Source organism: Brevibacterium sp. CSND-B09, assembly GCF_052906525.1.
On the sequence record NZ_JBREGI010000001.1, the window covers coordinates 2,234,166 to 2,251,139 of the forward strand.

General features: G+C 67.1%; 13 protein-coding genes. 7 read left to right on the forward strand and 6 right to left on the reverse strand.

From position 1 onward, the window contains the following. Position 1: 1 nt before the first annotated feature. Together ACU4IU_RS10040 and ACU4IU_RS10045 are read right to left on the reverse strand one after the other, a co-directional pair. Complete coding sequence (locus tag ACU4IU_RS10040) at positions 2-967, reverse strand: response regulator transcription factor (RefSeq protein WP_139909354.1); 966 nt, start codon at positions 965-967, stop codon at positions 2-4. Beyond that, positions 967-1,512, reverse strand: coding sequence for a hypothetical protein (locus tag ACU4IU_RS10045; protein WP_139467854.1), 546 nt, complete (start codon positions 1,510-1,512; stop codon positions 967-969). Before ACU4IU_RS10045 ends, ACU4IU_RS10040 begins: the two co-directional genes overlap by 1 nt. Before the next feature lie 475 nt (positions 1,513-1,987). Between ACU4IU_RS10045 and ACU4IU_RS10050 the strand changes: the two genes are divergently transcribed. Beyond that, positions 1,988-2,269, forward strand: a complete 282-nt coding sequence (locus ACU4IU_RS10050) for a hypothetical protein (protein ID WP_139467472.1) — start codon at positions 1,988-1,990, stop codon at positions 2,267-2,269. A 305-nt stretch (positions 2,270-2,574) separates the two neighbouring features. Here ACU4IU_RS10050 and ACU4IU_RS10055 read toward each other — a convergent pair whose 3' ends face one another. From ACU4IU_RS10055 to ACU4IU_RS10065, 3 genes are all read right to left on the reverse strand, one after another. After that, positions 2,575-4,911 carry a heavy metal translocating P-type ATPase gene (locus ACU4IU_RS10055; protein WP_446656625.1) on the reverse strand — a complete coding sequence of 779 codons (2,337 nt, stop codon included), beginning with the start codon at positions 4,909-4,911 and terminating at the stop codon, positions 2,575-2,577. Then, entirely contained in the window at positions 4,911-5,123 is a 213-nt protein-coding gene (locus ACU4IU_RS10060; protein ID WP_446656626.1) for a heavy-metal-associated domain-containing protein, read from the reverse strand. Before ACU4IU_RS10060 ends, ACU4IU_RS10055 begins: the two co-directional genes overlap by 1 nt. 86 nt (positions 5,124-5,209) lie before the next feature. Further along, positions 5,210-5,503, reverse strand: coding sequence for a metal-sensitive transcriptional regulator (locus ACU4IU_RS10065; RefSeq protein ID WP_446656627.1), 294 nt, complete (start codon positions 5,501-5,503; stop codon positions 5,210-5,212). 113 nt (positions 5,504-5,616) lie between these two features. On the opposite strand from ACU4IU_RS10065, the gene ACU4IU_RS10070 reads away from it, so the two are divergent. The 4 genes from ACU4IU_RS10070 (at position 5,617) to ACU4IU_RS10085 (ending at position 12,637) form a co-directional block, all read left to right on the forward strand. Next, positions 5,617-7,521 carry an MOSC domain-containing protein gene (locus ACU4IU_RS10070; RefSeq protein WP_446656628.1) on the forward strand — a complete coding sequence of 635 codons (1,905 nt, stop codon included), beginning with the start codon at positions 5,617-5,619 and terminating at the stop codon, positions 7,519-7,521. Between the two features lie 181 nt (positions 7,522-7,702). Beyond that, positions 7,703-9,628: a sensor histidine kinase gene (locus ACU4IU_RS10075; RefSeq protein WP_446656629.1), complete on the forward strand. Its 1,926-nt coding sequence runs from the start codon at positions 7,703-7,705 to the stop codon at positions 9,626-9,628. Between the two features lie 112 nt (positions 9,629-9,740). After that, positions 9,741-10,475 (forward strand): response regulator, encoded by a 735-nt coding sequence (locus ACU4IU_RS10080; RefSeq protein ID WP_139467467.1) that lies wholly within the window; start codon positions 9,741-9,743, stop codon positions 10,473-10,475. A gap of 224 nt (positions 10,476-10,699) precedes the next feature. After that, the gene (locus tag ACU4IU_RS10085; protein WP_446656630.1) at positions 10,700-12,637 is read left to right on the forward strand and encodes a penicillin-binding transpeptidase domain-containing protein; all 1,938 of its coding nucleotides are present in this window, start codon (positions 10,700-10,702) and stop codon (positions 12,635-12,637) included. Positions 12,638-12,648: 11 nt separating this feature from the next. On the opposite strand, the gene ACU4IU_RS10090 is transcribed toward ACU4IU_RS10085, so the two are convergent. Continuing rightward, positions 12,649-14,250: a succinic semialdehyde dehydrogenase gene (locus tag ACU4IU_RS10090; protein ID WP_446656631.1), complete on the reverse strand. Its 1,602-nt coding sequence runs from the start codon at positions 14,248-14,250 to the stop codon at positions 12,649-12,651. A gap of 49 nt (positions 14,251-14,299) precedes the next feature. On the opposite strand from ACU4IU_RS10090, the gene ACU4IU_RS10095 reads away from it, so the two are divergent. Both ACU4IU_RS10095 and ACU4IU_RS10100 read left to right on the forward strand, forming a co-directional pair. Next, positions 14,300-15,562: an amino acid deaminase/aldolase gene (locus tag ACU4IU_RS10095; protein WP_446656632.1), complete on the forward strand. Its 1,263-nt coding sequence runs from the start codon at positions 14,300-14,302 to the stop codon at positions 15,560-15,562. 5 nt (positions 15,563-15,567) lie between these two features. After that, a complete protein-coding gene (locus ACU4IU_RS10100) occupies positions 15,568-16,944 on the forward strand; it encodes a D-arabinono-1,4-lactone oxidase (protein WP_446657591.1) in 1,377 nt (458 codons plus the stop codon). The last annotated feature ends 30 nt before the right edge of the window (positions 16,945-16,974 follow it).

The window sequence follows — 16,974 nt, forward strand, 5'->3', positions numbered from 1 at the left end:
ATCAGCCTGCGAAGCGGTAACCGAATCCGCGAACGGTTTCGATCATGTTCGCCCCGATCTTCTTCCGCAGGCGCTGGATGTGAACGTCGACGACGCGGGAGTCACCGGCCCATTCGTATCCCCACACCGTGAACGCGATCTTCTCCCGGGAGTACACATGTTCGGGCTGCTCGGTCAGCAGCAGGAGGACGCGCAGCTCGGTCGGGGTGAGGTGGACTTCCTCTCCGTCGACCTCGACGGTCAGCCGGCCGGTGTCGAGGACGAGGGATCCCAGTCGTGTGCGGAACGGACCCAGCCCGCCGTCGGAGCCGGACGGTTCCTGGGCCACAGTGGGCGTGCCGCTCGGGCGGGGTGGAACCCCGGTGCCGCCGATCGCCTCTTCGTCGTCATCCGTCTCGGGGGCGGTGGTGAATTTCCCACCGGCACCGAGGTAGGTGTCATCGGATTCGAGCTGCGCTCGCAGCCGATCCCGGGTGTCCATTCCGGGGCTGGCGCCGAGGACCTCGGGGATGCCGTCGCCGGTGACCATGCCGCCGGGACCGATGACGGTTTCGTGATGCTCATCCGCCTCGGGGGCGGGGGAATAGCCGAACCGGTCGGTGCCGGTGGTGATGAATCGGCGGACGACCGCGCGGATGCGGGCGTTGAGCACCTGCATGTCGAAGGGTTTGGTGAGGTAGTCGTCGGCTCCGGCCTCGAGCGCCTGGACGATGTCGATGGCATCGGAGCGGGCGGAGATGATGATGATCGGGATCGTCGAACGTTCGCGCACGGCACGGCAGATGGACGCGCCGTTCATCGTCGGCAGCATGAGATCCAGAAGCAGGACGTCGGCGCCGTTGGCGGAGACGAACTCGTAGCCCTCGCGGCCGTCGGCAAAGGCCGAGACCGTGTAATCGAAGCGTTCGAGTCCGATCTGCGTCGTTTCGCGGATGACCTCGTCATCCTCGACCAGAACTATGTGCATTACGTTTCTCCATTAAGCCGCGTGAAGCGTTGACCTGGTTCAAACCTACCGTCGTGCAGGCGGAACACCTGCACCGACCAGCCGGAGGGGCAGCATGCTTTGTCCCCGTCAGCGAACATGGCCTCCTGCACCACCAGTGTCCCATTTCTGCCGGGACTGACCTTGAGCTGATTGCCCGTGGCGATGAGCTCGAGGCGGGGCTCGCCCTTCTGTTCGCTGATGACAGCTCCGGCGATGATCTCATTCCGCTGTTTGGGGTTGGCCACCGTGACCAGCTGGAACTTCTGTTTGCCGCTGAGGAACGGCGACGCGAACTTCAGGCAGTCCTTGCAGTCGGCGACGACCTTGGCGGTCTCCGTGGCGCTGCCGGTGACGGCGATTCCCGAGGACGATTCGATGGCCTTGCGGACCTCGTCGAGCGAGAACGGTTCGTTCGCCTGGCCGGCTGCCTCGGTGTTGGGGGCGAAGAGAGAGGGGGAGGGGTTGCCCTCGGGGGAGACCTTGAGACCGCGATCGGGGCCGCAGGCTGTGACGGTGAGAGTCATGATTGCCGCGAGGAGGAGTGCGGTGAAGGTGCGGAGTGTGCGACGGGGGGATGCCGAGTGGGGAATATCGAGGGGGCCGGGGCCGACGGCTGCGACGCCTGCGGCGGTGGTCGTCGGTGCAGTGGTGTCCGCGCATGATTCACAGCCAGGCGGGGCCTGGCTGGAGTGAAATGAGCGCAGCTCCTCCCCGGAGGCGCGTCTGACAGTGACGGGCACATCCTCATTTTTGCCTGTTCCGAGCCTGTAGTCCACCTGATCATCGGCGCAGAGGGCTCAGCGCCGTCGTCGGATCCACCTGCCGTCGTGTCGTCCGCCGGCTTCAAGGCGTCTTGTGGCCGCCTCGGTGCTTGGGACGGACGGTCGGCGGGGCCCGCCTCGGCGGCGGTGGAATCGAAGTTCCAGTTGGGGTCGACCGAGATTTGATCTCGCCCACAGGATGGGACTGCTCTCAGGTCGGACCGGTAGAATGAGCGGCATGGCGCCCACGAACACCCCGAAGAAGAAGTCCACAGGCGGCAAGCCCACCAGCACGGTGTCCTACAAGGACGCGATCAAAGTCGGCGCCGTCTGCGGAATCGTCACTCTCGTCCTCGCGATCATCGTCACTCGAGCTTGGCAGGACGGCCGCGCCTTCGGCTACGCGTTCATCTACGCCGGAGCCGCATTTGTGCTGGTGTCGGGCTTCACGAGCTACCTCAACTGGGTGATGCGCAAGGATACGCAGAACCAGAACCAGTCCTACCCGGTCATGCGGTAAGACGCCCCGCCACGCACAGAGACGCGCCGGCCCTCCGCTGAGACGTTCACTGCGGCGCCGGATCGACTTCCCTCTCGCGGCACCACCTCGCGTGACTGTCATTTCCTACAGCTGCTGAGGCATCAGACACCAAGAGCGCCATAACGCCCTGCTCCTGCAGGGCGTTATGGCGCTTTCAGTGGGGGATGCTCGCAGTCCGGGAAGAGGAAGCTTGTCGGTTACCGCTGTGCGGCCGACGTGTGCCCGCCGCAGCTCCGTCGCCGGAGGGCCCCGCCGCAGCTCCGTCGCGGTCCGCCCCGCCGCGCTTACCTGAAGCGCAGCAGGCGGAGGCTGTTGAGGATGACGAACACCGACGAGAACGCCATCGCTGCACCGGCGATCATCGGGTCGAGCAGACCGAACGCCGCGATCGGGATCGCTGCCGTGTTGTAGGCGAAGGCCCAGAACAGGTTGCCCTTGATGAGCCCCAGGGTCCGGCGCGAGAGTCGGATCGCCTGCGGGATCTGCTGCGGATCGGACTTGACCATGGTGACATCCGAAGCCGCCATCGCCGCGTCCGTGCCCGACCCCATGGCAATGCCGAGATCGGCACCGGCCAGTGCGGCGGCGTCGTTGACCCCGTCGCCCACCATGGCCACGGCCCGGCCCTGCCCCTGCAGTTCGCTGACCACGGAGACCTTGCCTTCCGGGCGGACATCCGCGCGGACCTCGGTGATCCCGAGAGCCTCGGCGACCACCTCGGCGGCTTGAGCATTGTCCCCGGTCAGGAGCACGGTGCTCAGTCCCAGCGAATGCAGTTCGTCGATCGCCGCCTTGGCCGTCGGTTTGGCTTCATCGGAGACGAAGCTCAACCCGCGGAACTGACCGTCGATCGCCAGTGCGACGATCGTGGCCCCACGCGGAATCGAATCGGTCGGGTAGTCGACCGCGATTCCGCGTTCCCGGAGCAGATCCGGACGGCCGGCGAGCACCTCGGCGCCGTCGACCGTGGCCCGCAGTCCGCCGCCGGCGATGTTCTCGAAATCCGTGACCGATGACCCGGTCGCGGTTTCGACCGACCTCGCCGAGGCGGCCCTGGCCGAATCCTCGGCCGATCCCATCGAGCTCGGCTCAGTTGGGACAGTCCCGGTCGAGACAGACTCGGTCGCGGCAGCTCCCGCTGAACCCGTCCCGACGATCTCGGGCGCGGCGTCGACGATGGCGCGGGCGATCGGATGTTCGCTGCGCGATTCCAATCGGGACAGGACATCGAAGTCCGCGGGCGAGAGCTCGGTTCCGGTCAGGCTCATCACGCCGGTGGTCAGGGTGCCGGTCTTGTCGAGGACGACCGTATCGATCGACCGCGTCGACTCCAGCGCCTCGGGCCCGGAGACGAGGATGCCCAGCTGAGATCCGCGCCCCGACGAGACTGCGAGAGCCGTCGGTGTGGCCAGACCCAGGGCACAGGGGCAGGCGATGATGAGCACGGTGAGCGCCGCATGCAGCCCCGCCGCCCAGTCCCCGGTGACGAAGCCCCAGATGAGCAGGGTGAGGATGGCGATGCCGAAGACGATCGGCACGAACACCGCCGAGATCCGATCGGCCAGCCGCTGCACGGCAGGCTTCCCGTTCTGCGCACGGGAGACGAGATCGGCCATGGCCGCCAGCGTCGTATCCGCACCCACTCGGGTGGCGCGGACCTCGAGCACACCGGAGGTGTTGATCGTGGCTCCGGTGACGGAATCTCCGGGGCCGGCCTCGACCGGCACGGATTCGCCGGTGAGCATCGCCTCGTCGATGGCCGAATGACCGGTGAGCACCTCGCCGTCGGTGGCGATCTTCTCGCCGGGGCGGACGAGGAAGACATCGTCGACGGTCAGCTCATCGATCGGCACCTGCACTTCGACACGGCCGCCATTCGCAGCAGCCCCGCCCGAAGCGGCCCCACTGTTCGCGGCGGTGCCCTCCCGCAGCACCGTCGCGGACTTCGCGCCGAGGTCGAGCAGCGCTTTGAGCGCGGCTGTCGCCCGGTTCTTCGCCCGGTCTTCGGTGAGCTTGCCGATGAGCAGGAACACCGTGATCGCCGCGGCCGCCTCGAACCACACGTGGTACTCGGTGGGGATCGCCCAGCCGTGACCGTCGGCGACGGCCCGGCCCAGCGTGAAGTACGAGTAGAGGCTCGCGACGGTGATGCCGACGCTGACCAGGGTATCCATGGTCGTCGATCCACCGCGGGCAGCCTTGTACGCCGCCGAGTGGAACGGCCACGCACCCCAGGTGACGACCGGCAGGGCGAGGATCGCGACGATCCAGTGCCACCCGGTGAAGTGCCAGCTCATGACCATCGAGATCGCGACGATCGGCACGGCCAGGATGAGGGCGCCTGCGAAGCGCGGCCGCAGGTGGCGGGGGTCGTAGTCGACGATCTCCGGACCGGCACCGCCCGCGCCGGGGCTGCGCACCGTGGCACCGTAGCCGGCCTTCTCGACGGCGTCGGTGATGTCGTCGTCGCTGAGTTCGGAGTCGATGACCACATGCGCGGTCTCCAGCGGCAGGTTGACCTCCGCCGTGACACCGTCGAGGCGGGTGAGCTTCTTCTCGATCCGGGCCGAGCACGACGCGCAGGTCATGCCTGTGATGTCGAGCTCGAGCTCGCGAGGCATCACTTCACCTCGTAGCCGGCCTCATCGACGGCGGCACGGATCGCCGCATCGTCGAGTGCGTCCGACGAGGTGATCGTGACCGGGGAATCGCCCCCGGCGTTGAGGTCGACGGCGACGTCCGAGACGCCCGCAAGTGCGCCGAGCTCTTCCTGGACAGCGGCTTCGCAGTGTCCGCAGGTCATTCCCGAAACGGTGATGGTGGTGGTCGTCATTGTGCTCTCCTATCAGCTGTGAGTGCTTCCCGATGTCAGAGCCTCAGGCGTCGTCGCACCCCGATCGGGCGGACGCGGCCCTCCGCTCAGCTCTTGATGAGTCGGGAGATGGCGGCTGATGCCTCCTCGACCTTCTTCCGCGCTTCTTCTTCGTCGCCCGATGAGGCGGCGTCGACCACGCAGTGAGCGATGTGCTCTTCGAGGAGGTTGATGGAGACCGCGTGCAGCGCGGCTGTCGCGGCGGAGACCTGGGTGAGGATGTCGATGCAGTACTTGTCCTCATCGATCATCTTCCCGATTCCGCGGACCTGACCTTCGATCCGCTTCATCCTCCGTGCGAGAGCGTCCTTCTGCGGGGTGTATCCATGTTGCTCAGTCATATTCACACCGTATACCCCTATAGGGTATAAATCAAGGTCGATCCTCGCCGAGGCGGCTGTGCGTTTGCTCTCACCCTGACCCTGACGTGTTCTCCGGCTCCTACAATCGAATCATGCGTGCTGCCAGACTGTTCCGGTTCCCGGTCAAGGGATTCCCCGCCGAGGAGCTCACCGAGGCCCGAGTGGTCAAGGACCGCGGAATCCGCGGCGACCGGATCGCGGCGTTCACTAATGGCAGCCTCGACGTCCCCGCCGACGCCTGGCACTCGTACTCCGCCTTCACCGTGCTCAAGAACGACACCGACCTGCAGAAATGGCAGGTCGCAACGACCCTCCCCGAGGCGGTCGGCGCCGAATCCGCGCCCGGACCTGATCCGGATGGCCGGAGCGCCCCCGCCGAGGCGGTCGACGATATTTCCGCGACCGTGACCCTCACGGCCCCGACGGGGGAGTCGACGACTTTCTCCACTGATGACGAAGAGGGCAGGGCCGCCTCGGCGATGTTCCTCTCCGAGCGGATACCCCCTCAGGGTACATTCCCGCGCTGCCTGGCCGTCGCCGATCAGGGGATGTTCGACTCGCAGCGCTCGGGAATCTCGCTCATCAACCCCGCCACGGTTGCCGCGATCGCCGATACCGACGAGGGCCGCGCGGCCCTCGGGTTGAGCGCGGAAGCTGCCGGTCGTACGGCGGTCGACCCGGCGGACACGGACGACCCGGTCACTCCCACAGCCGAGCTCGACCCGCTGCGGTTCCGCGGCAACATCCTCGTCGACGGACTCGCCCCGTTCGAGGAGTTCGCGCTCATCGGTTCGATCATCCGCCTCGGCGGCGTGCGCCTGGCGATCCGTTCGACGATCGAACGCTGCCCGGCGACGACCGTCAACCCGACGACCACCGAGGTCGACGTCAACGTCCCACGTCTGCTCAACTCCGCCTGCGGGCATCTGCACTGCGGAATCTACGGGCAGATCCTCGAGACCGGCGATGTCGCGGCCGGCGACGAGATCACGGTCGAAGGCCCGGCCCCGCGGGAACTGGTCAAGGTCGCACGAACTCCGCGGTTCATGACCGTCGTCGGCCGCCGGCAGATCTGCAACGACATCGTCGAGGTGGCCCTGCGCGACGACCTCGGCTGGATCCGCGAATTCGACGAGCCGGGCACGAACCTGCGCGTCCATCTCGACCTCGGCGCACCGTTCTGGCGAACCTATACGATCACCGACGTCGACGACGACATCGTCCGCATCGCCGTGCGCACCCAAGGCAAGGGCTCCCGCGCCGTGGCGTCGCTGGACGAGGGGCAGCGGATCCTCACCTCCGGCCCGCACGGAACCATGACCGCCTCCCGCGTCTTCGGCGGCACAACGGCCCTGATCACCGCGGGAATCGGCATCACCCCGAGCCTCGGACTGCTGCGCAGCGATGGGCTGGCCGACCTGCCCGCCACCGACCGGATCCGCCTCGTCCACGTCGACCGCGACCACCGCACCGCCTGCCTGTGGAACCGGCTGCAGGACCGCGCCCACTCGGGTGCCGTGCCCGTCGAGACCCACCACCGCGACACCGCGACGGCCGGTCGACCCGGCCACCGTGAGCTCGTGGATTGGGTGGCCGGCTGTGACAACGTCATGGTCTGCGGACCCCGCGACTTCACGGCGGCCGTAATCGCCGCCGCTGACGAGGCCGGCGTTCCCGCCGTCCACCAGGAGACCTTCGCCTCTCCGAACACGGGAATGAGCGAGGCCATCGCCGCATGCTCGCCCGCCGAGGTGACACTGGAGGAATCGGGCACGAGCTTCGTCTGGCAGCCGCAGGAAGGCACCCTGCTCGAATCCTTGGAAGCGCGCGGATTCCGCTTGCCGAGCTCCTGCCGAGGCGGATCCTGCGGAACCTGTTCGGTGTCCCTGGCCGCCGGGTCCGTGCTCTATCCGATCGAACCCGCCGCCCGCGTCGAGAGTGACGAGGTGCTCGTGTGCTCCGCGGTCCCCGCCGGGCCCATCAGCCTGGCGCTCTGAACCCGGCAGGCCGACCGGCCGGAATGGCGCGGCTGACCGACCAGCCTGGCGCTCTGAACCCGGCAGGCCGACCACAGCTGACCGACTAGGCAGACTGACCCAGCCGGCCCTCTGAACCCGCCGAATGACCTCCCGGCCCGATCAGGCAGACGGCGGCTGGGCGGGTGGCACAATGGATTCCATGCCGAAGAAGAAGCGCACCGTGCTGTCGAAGGGGCCCGCCGGACCGGTGGGTCGCCTGAGTCGGTGGGTCCGCCTCTCCGCAGCCGGGCGGATCATGTTCGCGAACTCGATCATGCTCGTGGGCATCATGGTGCTCACGACGAGTCTGCTCTACCTCCAGCTCTCCCAGCTCAACACGAAGCGCGAACAGGACCTGCTGCGGTCGGCCGCGGACAACATCTCGATGTCACTGGGCCTCGTCGGAACCGGTGACGTCGGCCAGGACGACTACCTCGATTCCGAATCCCGCGACGACGTTCAGACGCTGCTGGACAACGTCATCAGCCAATACGGCTTCGACATCGCCGCGGTCGTGCCCATCGACTTCCTCCTCACGCCGCCGACCCTGGGCTCACCCGGACGCCAGCAGGCGCTGGAAGCGAAGACCGCCTCGGCGGATTCCGGGAAGATCCCCGAGGACTCCATCGACCAACTGGCCCAGGCCGTCGACGGACAGGCCCTGCAGAATGGCAGGTCGACCGTGCGCTTCATCAACGACGGCGGCCCGGCCGACGGCACCATGTACGTCGTCACCCCTGTCTACGCCGAGCACGTCGGCGTCGACGGACTGAGATCGGACACCGTGGTCGGCGCCGTCATCGTCGGCAGCTCCGCAGATTCGGTCCGCGAAGGCTTCCTGGCGCAGGGCAAATGGCTCATCGGCATCGCCGTCCTCACCCTCGTCCTCGGCATCGGTTCGTCCTGGGTGACATCGCGGGGACTGCGCAGGGTCACCGGTGACTACGGTGCCGACGAGCTGCGCAGCATGCTCGACTTCTACTCCTCCGTGCTCACGGCCGTCTCCGAAGGACTGCTGCTCGTCGATCGAGCCCGCGGGATCGTGCTCATCAACACCGAGGCCCGGGAACTGCTGGGCATGCCGCCCGCCGGCGACGATGCGGACTCGGGCCCCACCTCGGCGGAGGAGATGCCGCTGCGCGAACTCGACCTGCCCGAGGCGCTGCACGATCTGCTCGCTTCCGGACGGTGGGCTCGTGACGAGATCCACTACACCGACGACCGTGTCCTCGTCGTCAATCAGCAGCCCACCGAGGCGGCCAGCGACACGTGGGTCGTGACCATGCGCGATCACACGGAGCTGGCCGAGCTCTCCGGCGAACTCGTCTCCGTGCGCTCCTTCTCCGATTCCCTTCGCGCGCAGACCCATGAATACGCGAACCGGCTGCACATGGTCGTGTCCCTGCTCGAGACCGGGCACGTCGACGAGGCCATCGACTTCGCGGCCAAGGACATCGACGATCTCAACCGGGTCAACGGTGACGGGTCGATGACCTTCGACCATCCCGTCCTCTCGGCGCTGCTGCTGTCGAAGACCGCCCAAGCCGCCGAGGCGGGCATCGAGATGACGGTGGACACCGCGGACCTCACGGGCAACCTCGGCGGGGACGATCGCGACCTTGCAACGATCCTCGGCAACCTCGTCGACAATGCCTTCGACGCCCTGAGCAGGCAGGACGTACTGCCCGAGGACAAGAGAGTCCATGTCGAACTCTCCGGCTCCGGCGGTCCCGGCGGATTCACGATCGAGGTCAGCGATGACGGCCCGGGAATCGACGAGGAATACCTCGACGCGATCTTCGAGCGCGGCTGGTCGACGAAGCACGATGGCGTCGAGACCGACCAGGGACAGGGTCGCCAGCAGACGGGCACCCGCGGGGTCGGGCTGTCCCTGGTCGTGCAGGCGATCCGCCGCCTCGGGGGAGCCGTCGACGTGCAGGGCCACGGGGAGGACTGCGACCGATTCAAGGGCGCAGTGCTCACGGTGTGGCTGCCCGACCCGGGGAATGTGGGTCAGATCGGGGCGGGTCAGACCGCGGCAGGCAGTTCGGGTTCCGGACAGTCCGGCGACGGGCAGGTCGGATAGGGGCGGGTGATCGCCGGTGATGCCGGCACCGCCCAGGTGGACCGGAACCGGATGTGACGGGACTGCAACACGATCCGGGACGCTGTCAAACGGGTGAAGATAGACTGGCGGCATGTCGGACACAACTGCGCCTGAATCGAGCATCGGTGTGCTCGTCGTCGAGGATGAGGTGGTCGCCGCCCGTGCTCACGCGAAGTACATCGACCGCATCGACGGCTATCACGTCGCCGGAGTGGCGAAGAATGCCACTCAGGCGATGGCTGCTCTCACAGGTCAGATCTACGGCCTCGATCCCTCCGGCGTCCATCTCGTCCTCCTCGATATGAACCTGCCCGACGGGCACGGGCTGCAGGTCTGCCGCGCTATCCGCGGCCAACGCGTCGACGTCGACATCATCGCGGTCACCGCTGCCAGGGATATGCAGATCGTGCAGGAGGCTCTGTCCTACGGCGTCGCCCAGTACATCATCAAGCCCTTCACCTTCCCCGTCTTCAAATCCAAACTCGAGGCGTATTCGTCCTTCCGCAACCGCCTCGGCGGGGATTCGAACGACGGCGAGGTCACCCAGACCGAGGTCGACAAAGCGATCTCGGCCCTGCGCACGCACACCGTGGCGGCGACCGCGAAGGGAGTGCCCGATGCGGTCCAAGCCGAGGTGAAGAGCCTGCTCGATGAGAATCCCGGCCAGTCCGCAGCAGAGCTGGCCGAAGGGCTCGGGGTCTCCCGAGTCACCGCTCGCCGCTACCTCGAATCCATGGCCGACGCCGGCATGCTCGAACGCCGTCCCCGATACGGTTCGGCCGGTCGTCCCGTCCTCGAATACACCGTCGTCCCCGACGCAGGCTGACCGCGGATTACTTGCGCGAGCAGCCGACCGTGACCGACGCCGCGGGCTGATCGCTCTGTCACCGCGCCCGTGACCGACGCCGCAAGCATTGTTGGGTCGATCCACGGCGTTCTGAACGCCGAAACCGCCGTGGATCGCCCCAACAATCGGTCGTGGGGCCGACGTTGCGCCGGTCTCGCCGCAGGGCAATGGACATCGGGCGAACCCCGGTAGAGGATGGTTCCATGTCGAAGAAGTCCCGGGTCTGGCTGGCCGTCGCCCTCGTCCTCGTGCTGCTCGCCGGAGCCGGAGTCTTCGCTCTCTTCCGGCTGCCGATGACGAAGTCCTCCGTCGCCGAGGCGGCCGCCCACGACCTCGCCGAAGAGCAGCTGAGCTCGGACATCTGGCATGAGAAGGACCTCGACCAGGGCCTGTTCGACCGCGTCACGAAGTCATTGGGCACGAGAGTCGACCTGCGGTCGGTCACCGTCGACGACATCACCGAGGCCGACGGTCGGACTCTGGCCACACTCGATTGGACGTGGGCGAACAACGACGGAGAGTCCTGGGAATACAGTTCACAGCTGCCCCTGGAGAAGAACGGGCTCTTCTGGTGGGCGGATCTCACGGAGAAGGCCATCCACCCGAAGCTCGGCAAGGGCGGTCGCTTCGAACTGCGCGCGAACCAGGGAAGGAGGGGGAACATCCTCGGTGCCGATGATGAAGTGCTCATGGAGGAGGGGAAGGTCGTCGACATCGGCGTCCACCCGAATCGACTCGAACCCGACACCATCGGCCGACTCGTCAGCGGACTCAACGACGGTGTCGACTCCCTCGACCTCGACGCCGATGAGCTCGAGAAGTCCGTCGATGACGCCGAAGGCAACCAGCTCGTCCCCGTCGTTACGCTGCGCGAAGACGACTACAAGTCGGTCAAGGACGCCATCCACGATCTGCCGGGAGTGCTGTTCACCGAGGATACCCAGACCCTGACCCGGTCCCGCGGGTTCGCCCAGGCCACCCTCGGTTCCGTGGGGCAGGCCAGCGCCGACGACATCGAGAATTCCCAGGCCACGATCATCCCCGGCGAGATCATCGGCCGCACGGGTCTGCAGAAGACATTCAACAATCGGCTGAGCGGACCCGGCGGCGTCGAAGTCTTCGCGAAAGGCGACGCGAGCGATGACACGGGCGGAACGACGAAGTTGACGAGTCTCCATGCCTTCACAGCCGAAGACGGCGAGAGTCTCGAGACCACCCTCGATGTGCGGATCCAAGAAGCCGCGGACAAGGCGGCTGCGACCGGCAGGAAACCGACAGCTCTCGTCGCCATCCGACCGAGCGACGGTCACGTCCTCGCCGTGGCCAACCACGACCCGGAAGGAGCGGCCTGGGACCGAGCGCTGAGCGGCCAGTACGCTCCCGGCTCGGTGTTCAAGATCGCTTCGGGCCTCGCGCTCCTCGAATCCGGAGTGAAGCCGGACGACACGATCGACTGCCCGCAGACAGCGACGGTCGGTGGCAAGAGGTTCAAGAACGCCGAAGATGAAGTGCTCGGCGACGTCAGCTTCGCCAGCGACTTCGCACACTCGTGCAACACCGCTTTCGTCTCCTCCGGGGACGAAGTCACCGGGGACGACCTGATCGCAGCAGCCGAGCAGCTGGGCATGACGGCTGCGACATTGGGCATCGGAGCGAAGACCGCCTCGGTGCCGGCCGACGACGACGAGGTCACGCATGCTGCGCAGATGATCGGTCAGGGCAAGGTGCAGGCGAGCCCGCTGTCCGTGGCGACGATGGCCGCCTCGGTGCAGGCCGGGGAGACCGTGGACCCGCAGCTCGTGCTCGGTGATGCCCTCGACGATGCCGGCGTCGACGAGTCGGGTGCGGAAGGGGCTGACGATCCTCCGGCCCTTGATGGCCAAGTGGCGAAGGAGATCTCGAAGATGATGCGAGCGGTCGTCACCGAGGGCACTGCCACCGATCTCAAGGACGTTCCCGGCGATCCCGTCCACGGCAAAACCGGAACAGCCGAATACGGCAATGACTCCCCGCCGCGCACCCATTCGTGGTTCGCCGGATTCCAGGGCGACCTGGCCGTGGCCGTGCTCGTCGAAGACGGCGGATTCGGCGCCGAGGCGGCCGTGCCGGTGGTGCACGAATTCTTCGACAACGTCAACTGAGTTTCGCCGGCCTACTTCATGCGCAGGGACCGCATGGCCTGCAGCGCCCCGGTCATGGCCTTCGCGAACTTCGCCTGGTCGAGGGGGCCGGCCGGTGCGATCGGGTGGAGGCGCTGCTGCGCGATCGTGTGCGAGTGCATGAACTGAAAGAGGCCTTCGGGGCCGTGCCGGTGGCCCATTCCAGAGGCCTTGACTCCGCCGGCTGGTGCGTCGATGGATCCCCAGCTGGCCGGGTAGACCTCGTTGATGTTGACCATTCCGGCCTCGACCTGCCGCGCGATCTCACGTCCGTGGGAGCGTGAGTACACCGATGCCGAGAGTCCGTAGTCGCTGTCATTGGCCGCAGCGATCGCCGCGGCATCCGACGGCACCGAATAGACGGAGACGACGGGACCGAAGGTCTCCTCGCGATGCAGCTCCGCCTCAGGAGGAACATCCGTGAGCACGGTCGGGGCGTAGAAGTAGGGGCCGAGATCGGGCACCGGGTGTCCACCGGCGAGAACCGTGGCACCGGCGCTGCGCGCCTGCTCGACATGGTTGGTGATCGTCTCGAGCTGCTTCGGTCCCGCCAAGGTGCCCATGTCCGGGCCGTACTCGAACGCGGCGCTGAGACGGTAGGCACGGGCCGCCTCGGCGAAATGGGCGCAGAAGGTCTCATAGAGGTCCTCGTGGACGTAGATGCGCTCGATGGAGATGCACAGCTGCCCGGCCGACGAGAACGATCCGCGCACGGCACCCTCGACGGCCTTCTCCAGATCCGCATCGGCGGCCACGATCAGGGGATTCTTGCCTCCGAGCTCGAGCGCGGCGGGGAGCAGACGCTGCCCCGCCTCGGCGGCGATCGACCGCCCAGCGGCCGTCGACCCGGTGAACGAGATTCCGTCGGCGCCGGCCATGAGCGCGGGTCCGACCTCGGCGGAGGGCCCGGGTACGAGCTGCCAGACCTCGGCAGGCAGGCCGGCGGCGATCGCCAGTCTGCGCATGAACACCGAGGTCAGCGTCGTCGTCGAGTCCGGTTTGTGGACGACGGCATTGCCGGCGGTCAGGGCGGCGAACAGGTCGGTCGCCCCCAGGGTCAGCGGGTAGTTCCATGGTGTGATGAAGCCGATCACGCCCAGTGGGGTGCGGGTGACCTCGGTGCGGGTGAGCACGGGGATGGCTCCGCGCCGTCGTTCGGGGCGCAGATAGCGGGCGGCCATCACCCCGTAGTGGCGGAGCACATTGAAGGTATCGAGGATCTCGTCATAGGCGTGGATGCGGGCCTTGCCGGTCTCGTACTGGATGATGTCGAGGAGCAGATCCTCATTGCGGACCAGTGCGGAATGCAGTCGGGTGAGCACCTTCGCTCGGTGCTCGACCGACTGAGCGGCCCATGCTTCGCCGGCAATGCGCGCGGTGGCGTAGGCAGCCTCGATATCGTCGGGAGTGTTCCGGGCGAACCTGTCGACCTCCTGGCCGGTGAACGGCTCGACTCCGCGCATCACCTCGCCCGAGCCGGAGGCGTCAGCGTACGGATCGGTGTCGAGGAAGTCCCGCAGCGCCGCGGTGACATGCGCGGAAGGGGTCCCGGCAGCGTCTGCTTCGGAGGTGCGTGCGGTGGTCTCTGTACTCATCGGCTTCCTCTTTCTGTGACGTAGGTCATCGCAGGCTAGACTACCGAATATGGTTTCGAGTGATCTGCGGAGGGCGCTGAAGGGGACCGGCGCACCCACCGCCGTCCTCGATCTCGACGCCTTCGACGCGAACCTCGACGCCCTTGCCGAGCGCGCTCGCGGACTGCCGATCCGCCTGGCCACGAAGTCCCTGCGCGTGCCCGCCGCCATCGACCGGGCGCTCGCCCACCCTGCATTTTCCGGGGTGCTCGCCTTTTCCGTCCCCGAGGCGCTGTTCCTCCACGCCCGCGGCATCCGCGATATCGTCATCGGCTATCCCAGCCTCGACCGAGCTTCCCTGAGTCGGATGTTCGCCGAGTCGGGAGCGTGCACGAACATCACCTTGATGATCGATTCGACTGACCACCTCGAAATCATCGACGATGTCCGAGAGAACCTCGCCGAGGCGGGGCGGAAGTCCTCCTCGGACGGGACCGGTCCGGCAGGGGAGGGGAAGAACCTCACCGAGGCGGGAGCCGCCTCGGTGCGGGTGTGCATCGACGTCGACTCCTCCTATCGACCAGCCGAATCCTGGTTGGGCGACCGCGTCCATATCGGGGCCAGGCGCTCGCCGATCCGTGACGGGCGAGCGGCCATCGCGCTTGCCCGGCAGGTCGCGGCGCGGCCCGGTTTCGACCTCGTCGGGCTGATGTTCTACGAGGGGCAGATCGCCGGCACCGCCGATGCCGGTCGCTCGGCGCGGCAGGCGATCGTGCGCGCCATGCAGAAGGCCTCGATCACCGAACTCGCCGAACGACGAGCAGCCGTCATCGCCGCAGTCCGCGAGGTTGCCGACCTCGAATTCGTCAACGGCGGGGGGACCGGCTCGTTCGAATCCAGCTCCGTCGAGGGCACTCTGACCGAACTCGCCGCCGGATCCGGCCTCTTCTCCCCGGGACTCTTCGACGGCTATACGCACTTTCGGCATCGGCCGGCCGCGTACTTCGTCACGCCCGTCGTGCGCAGACCCGGCCCTGGCTGGGTGACGGTCTTCAAGGGCGGATTCATCGCGTCGGGGGTTCCTGGTTCCGACCGGCTGCCGACCATCGCCTGGCCGCCGGGCCTCGAGTACTCCGGTCTCGAGGGTCCCGGCGAGGTGCAGACTCCGCTGACCGGGCCCGGCACGGAATCGCTGCGCATCGGGGATCTCGTGTGGTTCAGGCATGCGAAAGCAGGCGAACTGGCCGAACATTTCAACGAATTCCTCGTCGTCTCGGGATCGACGATCATCGACACCTGGTCGACATACAGGGGAGAGGGACTGGTGCTGTGAGCACGATGAACAGAGGCCGAAGCACTCAAGCGCGCGCTCGGACCGCGCAGCGACGAGCGTTCCGGAACTGGGCCGGGCACGTCCACGCGCATCCGCACACATTCTCGGGTCCCGCCTCGGCGGAGGAGCTATCGGGAATCGTCACGGCCGCTGCAGCTGCCGGGGATCGTCTGCGGGTCGTCGGGGCCGGGCATTCGTTCACTCCCGTGGCCGCCGGCGATGACGTCATGGTCAGCCTCGACGGACTGTCGGGGATCGTCGCCGTCGACGAGGCGGCCGGCCGGGTCCGCTTCCACGCCGGCACCCGACTGCGGGACATTCCCGCCCTCCTCGCACCCTTCGGCCTGGCCCTGGAGAACCAGGGTGACGTCAATCCGCAAGCCCTTGCCGGTGCGATCTCGACGAGCACACACGGCACCGGGATCGGGTTCACCGGGTTCGCCGGGACCGTCACCGGACTGAGTCTCATGGGCCCCGACGGCGAAGTACGGGAGCTGTCGGCCGAGGCGGAACCGGAGATCTTCGACCTCGCACGGGTCAGCCTCGGCGTCCTCGGAGTCATCACCGAGGTCGAACTCCAGTGCGTGCCGGCCTTCGACCTCATCGCCGAGGAGAAGGTCGCCGGATTCGACGAGCTCCTCGATGGGCTCACCGAGCGGATGCGCGGGGCAGACCATTTCGAGTTCTACTGGTTCCCGCACACCGATTCGGTGCTGACGAAGACGAACACCCGGGTCGAGCCTGGGCATGCCGGGCCGGGTCACCTCGCCGAGGCGGGGGTGCGCAACCGGTGGCTCAACCTCCTCGACAAAGAGGTGGTGGAGAACGGGGCGCTGCGGCTGGCCGTCGAGCTCGGTGCCAAGGTCCCGGCCGTGGTGCCCTCGATCAATCGGATCGCTCAGTCCGTCGTGGCAGACCGGACGTACCGGGCGCCGGGTCACGATGTGTTCGTCACCCCACGGCGGGTGCGGTTCAACGAGATGGAATACGCGCTGCCCTTCGACTCCGGGTCCGAGGCGATTCGGGAGATCAGAGACGTCATCGAGGCAAAGGGGTGGGCGATCTCATTCCCCCTCGAGGTTCGGTGCGCCGCCGCAGACGATGTGCCCCTGTCGACGGCATCGGGGCGGGAGACGATGTACATCGCCGTCCACCGCTTCATCAAAGAGGACTTCGCCGAGTACTTCCGCGTCGTCGAGGGGATCCTGTGTCGGCACGGCGGACGACCTCACTGGGGCAAGATCCACACTCGTACGGCCGCTGACCTGCCCGAGCTCTATCCGCGATTCGCGGACTTCTGCGATCTGCGGGCTCGACTGGATCCGGAGGCCATGTTCGGCAATCGCTTCACCGACTCGCTGTTCGGCGTCACGCGGCGCTGAGGTCCGTCGACGTCACCCGCTGCTGAGAGT

Coding starts and splice junctions, on each gene's coding strand:
- ACU4IU_RS10040 (WP_139909354.1), bottom strand. CDS start 967: ATGCACATAGTTCTGGTCGAGGATGACGAGGTCATCCGCGAAACGACG.
- ACU4IU_RS10045 (WP_139467854.1), bottom strand. CDS start 1,512: ATGACTCTCACCGTCACAGCCTGCGGCCCCGATCGCGGTCTCAAGGTC.
- ACU4IU_RS10050 (WP_139467472.1), top strand. CDS start 1,988: ATGGCGCCCACGAACACCCCGAAGAAGAAGTCCACAGGCGGCAAGCCC.
- ACU4IU_RS10055 (WP_446656625.1), bottom strand. CDS start 4,911: ATGCCTCGCGAGCTCGAGCTCGACATCACAGGCATGACCTGCGCGTCG.
- ACU4IU_RS10060 (WP_446656626.1), bottom strand. CDS start 5,123: ATGACGACCACCACCATCACCGTTTCGGGAATGACCTGCGGACACTGC.
- ACU4IU_RS10065 (WP_446656627.1), bottom strand. CDS start 5,503: ATGACTGAGCAACATGGATACACCCCGCAGAAGGACGCTCTCGCACGG.
- ACU4IU_RS10070 (WP_446656628.1), top strand. CDS start 5,617: ATGCGTGCTGCCAGACTGTTCCGGTTCCCGGTCAAGGGATTCCCCGCC.
- ACU4IU_RS10075 (WP_446656629.1), top strand. CDS start 7,703: ATGCCGAAGAAGAAGCGCACCGTGCTGTCGAAGGGGCCCGCCGGACCG.
- ACU4IU_RS10080 (WP_139467467.1), top strand. CDS start 9,741: ATGTCGGACACAACTGCGCCTGAATCGAGCATCGGTGTGCTCGTCGTC.
- ACU4IU_RS10085 (WP_446656630.1), top strand. CDS start 10,700: ATGTCGAAGAAGTCCCGGGTCTGGCTGGCCGTCGCCCTCGTCCTCGTG.
- ACU4IU_RS10090 (WP_446656631.1), bottom strand. CDS start 14,250: ATGAGTACAGAGACCACCGCACGCACCTCCGAAGCAGACGCTGCCGGG.
- ACU4IU_RS10095 (WP_446656632.1), top strand. CDS start 14,300: ATGGTTTCGAGTGATCTGCGGAGGGCGCTGAAGGGGACCGGCGCACCC.
- ACU4IU_RS10100 (WP_446657591.1), top strand. CDS start 15,568: ATGAACAGAGGCCGAAGCACTCAAGCGCGCGCTCGGACCGCGCAGCGA.